The organism is Intrasporangium sp. (assembly GCF_036566125.1).
Lineage (GTDB): Bacteria > Actinomycetota > Actinomycetes > Actinomycetales > Dermatophilaceae > Intrasporangium.
The window spans coordinates 1-3367 of sequence record NZ_DATCWX010000073.1 but is presented as its reverse complement, the minus strand read 5'-3'; the positions used below and the strand labels follow the sequence as shown (position 1 = coordinate 3367).

Here is a 3367-nt window from a genome sequence, read left to right as displayed (position 1 = left end):
GACCCGACCGTTCTGGAACACCTCACCGACGAGCAGCAACAGGCCATCGGGGAGGGACACGCCGCCTTCATGGCCAAGACCAAGGAGAGCGGGGAGTTCATCAGCACGCAAGCACTCGGAGACCCCAGCAGATCGAAGGTCGTGCGCAGCAACGGCGTCGAGCCGGAGGTGACCGACGGGCCGTTCGTCGAGGCCAAGGAGTTCCTCGGCGGCTTCTACCTCGTCGATGTCGAGGACGAGGCCCGCGCCATCGAGCTGGCGAAGCAGATCCCCGATGCCCGCATCCCGGGACTGGCTCTGGAGGTCCGTCCCGTCGTCTTCGCGGACCTCGGGAACGATTGAGCAGTCCGATGCGCGAGAGTGAGAGTGCGTGGCGAGAACTCGCGCCGCGCACCCTCGCCCGCCTGCTCCGCAGCTACGGCAACGACCAGTTCGAGCTGTGCGAGGACGCCGTGCAGGACGCACTCGTCGATGCACACCGGCAGTGGCAGGGCCAGCTGCCTGACGACCCGCAGGCCTGGTTGGCGACCGTGGCCCGCCGTCGATACGTCGACCGAGTCCGAGCCGATGCCCGCCGGCGCGAGCGTGAGACGCGGTCCACGAGGCTCGAAGCCCCGCTGGTCCATGACACGCCCGACAGCGACTCGATCCACGATGACGACGCCCTGCTCGTCCTGCAGCTGTGCTGTCACCCACGCCTGCCCCGATCCGCTCAGGTCGCGTTGACGCTTCGCGCGGTCGCCGGACTGACGACGCGCCAGATCGCGAACGCCTACCAGCTGCCCGAGGCGACGATTGCCCAGCGGATCACCCGGGCCAAGCGGCGGCTGACGGAGCTGGACCGCGTCTTCCCCAAACCGCATGACGCAGTCGAGCGCCTGGCGTCCGTGCTCGACGTGCTCTATGTCATGTTCACCGAGGCCCACCACACGACGAGCGGCGCGCCGGCGCAGGATACCGATCTGGCCGCAGAGGCCATCCACCTCGCCCGCCTGCTCCGGCAGGCAGTGCCCGACTCCACCGAGGTGGCCGGGCTCCTCGCGCTCATGCTGCTGACCGAGGCCCGCCATCCAGCCCGGATCGGCCCGCGGGGACAGCTGATCCCGCTCGACGAACAAGACCGACAAAGGTGGCATCGACCCTTCATCGACGAGGGCCTCGCCCTCCTTGACGACGTGACGCCGGGGGCCCGGCCCGGTCCCTACCTTCTGCAGGCTTGCATCGCTGGGCTGCACGCCGCAGCGCCCGACACGGAGGCGACCGACTGGAGCGAGATCCATGCCCTCTACACGGTGCTGGAGCACCAGACTGGCGGACGGAACCCGACGATCACGCTCAACCGGATCGTCGCCCAGTCCGTGGTCACAGGCCCTGCCGACGCTCTGAGCGCACTTGCAGCACTGGCGCAGGAACATCCGCATCTGCCCCGACTCGCCTCGGTCCGGGCACACCTGCTCGAACGCTCCGATCGCCCTGACGAGGCGATCTCGGCCTACCGGCAGGCGATCGCGGCAACCGTCAATGTCGCCGAGCAGCAGTACCTCCGAGACCGACTACGCCGCCTCGCGCGGTAGTAACCACGAGCAAATCCAGCCGTATGCCGCTGAGCCAGCTCAGCGGCATACTCCCGTTGGTCTGTGGCTGGGCTGGGAGGCACCCGCATGACCGCAGGTAGGCACCGCCTACTTGGCGTTCTCGTCGGGCTGGTGGATCCCCAGGATGTTGCCCTCGGTGTCGAGGTAGTAGCCCTGCCACGCCATGCCGGTCAGTGCGTGCTTCTCCTGTGCCAGCTGGCCGCCGGCATCGAGGATCTTCTTCTCCGCGGCGTCGTAGTCGTCGACGCCGAGTGTTAGCACCGCCCCGTTCGTGGCGGCGCCCGGGCCGCCGCCCGGCGCCGTCCGCTGCATGAGTGCGCCGTTGATGCCCGGCGTGCCCTCCTCTCCGGTCGTGGCGCCGAGATACGGCGAACCGACGAAGTCGCTCCAGTCCTCGAACGTCCACCCGAAAGCGGACTCGTAGAACGCGCGGGCGCGCGCGATGTCGTCGACGTGGATCTCGAAGTGGATCGGACGGTTCATGTGCACTCCTCGATCAGGGCCCGCCAGTCGCGGGACTTCGGCTCCATCCTCGTGCCACCCCCCGACAGCAGGGAAGTGAGCGGGTGCGCCCCCGCGCGAGGTGGCGTGAATCTCGGGTGCGTGCCGGTGCGGTGTCCCGTACGGTCGAGCCGTGATCAGCTACCCCGCCTTCGGTGTGCAGGTGACCACACCACGACTCGAACTGCGGGCCGCGACCGACGACCTTCTCGAGCAACTGGGCACCTTGGTAAGGGACGGCAGGGCAGCAGCGCACCCACTGCCCTACGACGACCCGATGTCGCTGTATGAGAGCGACCCTGAGCTGCGGGAGCAGCGATGGCTGCAGGGCATCTGGCGCGGTCGCGGCAGGGTCGAGCCGGACTTCTGGCGCCTCTACTTCGCCGTGATCGTCGACGGTGAACCAGTCGGGATGCAGGACCTCATCGGCGACCGGTTCTCCACCCTCGGCACGGTGACGACGTTCTCGTGGCTGTCCGCGGACGCCAGAGGCAGGGGCGTGGGAAGAGAGATGCGCGAGGCCGTCCTCCATCTGGCCTTTGACGGGCTGGGGGCACGGGAGGCGAGCAGCGACGCATTCCTTGACAATGCCGGTTCCAATGCGGTGTCGAAGTCATTGGGATATCGCGAGAACGGCACTGACTGGGACACCCGCCAGGGCGAACCGGCGCTCCTGCAGCGCTGGCGTCTCACCCGAGAGTCGTGGCTTCAACGGCGTCGAGACGACATTGAACTGCGTGGTGAAGCGGCCTGCCGCGAGTTCCTTTCGCGGACAGCCTGATATCGACTGCGCTCGCTCTGGTCCAGCTGGTCCGGTCGCGCAGGGGCAACGCCACGGTTTGCAGGGTCGCGTCGAGCGCGATCCCATCCGGCCACGGTTTCGCCTGCGCAAGCACCTCGGCGAGATTGGTGGAGTTGGCAGGCTCGCCGAATGCGGCCCACGTGCGACGGTGCAGGAGTGCGCCGGAGAGCCGATGTCGACGGCGGTCACCCGTTGACCGGGCGGGCAGTCAGACCCCCGCTCGACTGTACGACGCGCGCCCACCGCGCCGAGCGTCCCCGACGGCGGACCGTGCCAGGCAGCGGGCTGAGAGTATGGGGTGTGGCCGACGGTGGCGTGGCCGAAGCCATTGCAGAATGTCGTGCGGCCAACCTCACCGGATGGGAGCTGGTCGACTACGCGACCCGGTTGGTCAGCGGACAGTTCTCGACGTATTCCTTGTTGCACCCCTGGGCGTCACCTGAGGCGGCCTTCCGCGACCGACGCGGTT

Annotated in this window: 4 protein-coding genes; 3 read left to right on the top strand and 1 reads right to left on the bottom strand. The window is 68.3% G+C overall.

What is annotated here, in order from left to right; translation table 11 throughout:
* Positions 1 to 342, top strand: a 342-nt coding sequence (locus VIR15_RS04255) for a YciI family protein (RefSeq protein ID WP_331926230.1), incomplete at its 5' end; no start/stop codon positions are given.
* 8 nt (positions 343 to 350) lie between these two features.
* Positions 351 to 1574 carry an RNA polymerase sigma factor gene (locus tag VIR15_RS04250; RefSeq protein WP_331926229.1) on the top strand — a complete coding sequence of 408 codons (1224 nt, stop codon included), beginning with the start codon at positions 351 to 353 and terminating at the stop codon, positions 1572 to 1574.
* A gap of 108 nt (positions 1575 to 1682) precedes the next feature.
* Here the strand turns inward: VIR15_RS04250 and VIR15_RS04245 are convergent, their stop codons facing one another.
* Positions 1683 to 2078 carry a VOC family protein gene (locus tag VIR15_RS04245; RefSeq protein WP_331926228.1) on the bottom strand — a complete coding sequence of 132 codons (396 nt, stop codon included), beginning with the start codon at positions 2076 to 2078 and terminating at the stop codon, positions 1683 to 1685.
* Between the two features lie 151 nt (positions 2079 to 2229).
* On the opposite strand from VIR15_RS04245, the gene VIR15_RS04240 reads away from it, so the two are divergent.
* Complete coding sequence (locus tag VIR15_RS04240) at positions 2230 to 2877, top strand: GNAT family N-acetyltransferase (protein ID WP_331926227.1); 648 nt, start codon at positions 2230 to 2232, stop codon at positions 2875 to 2877.
* Positions 2878 to 3367 lie beyond the last annotated feature (490 nt).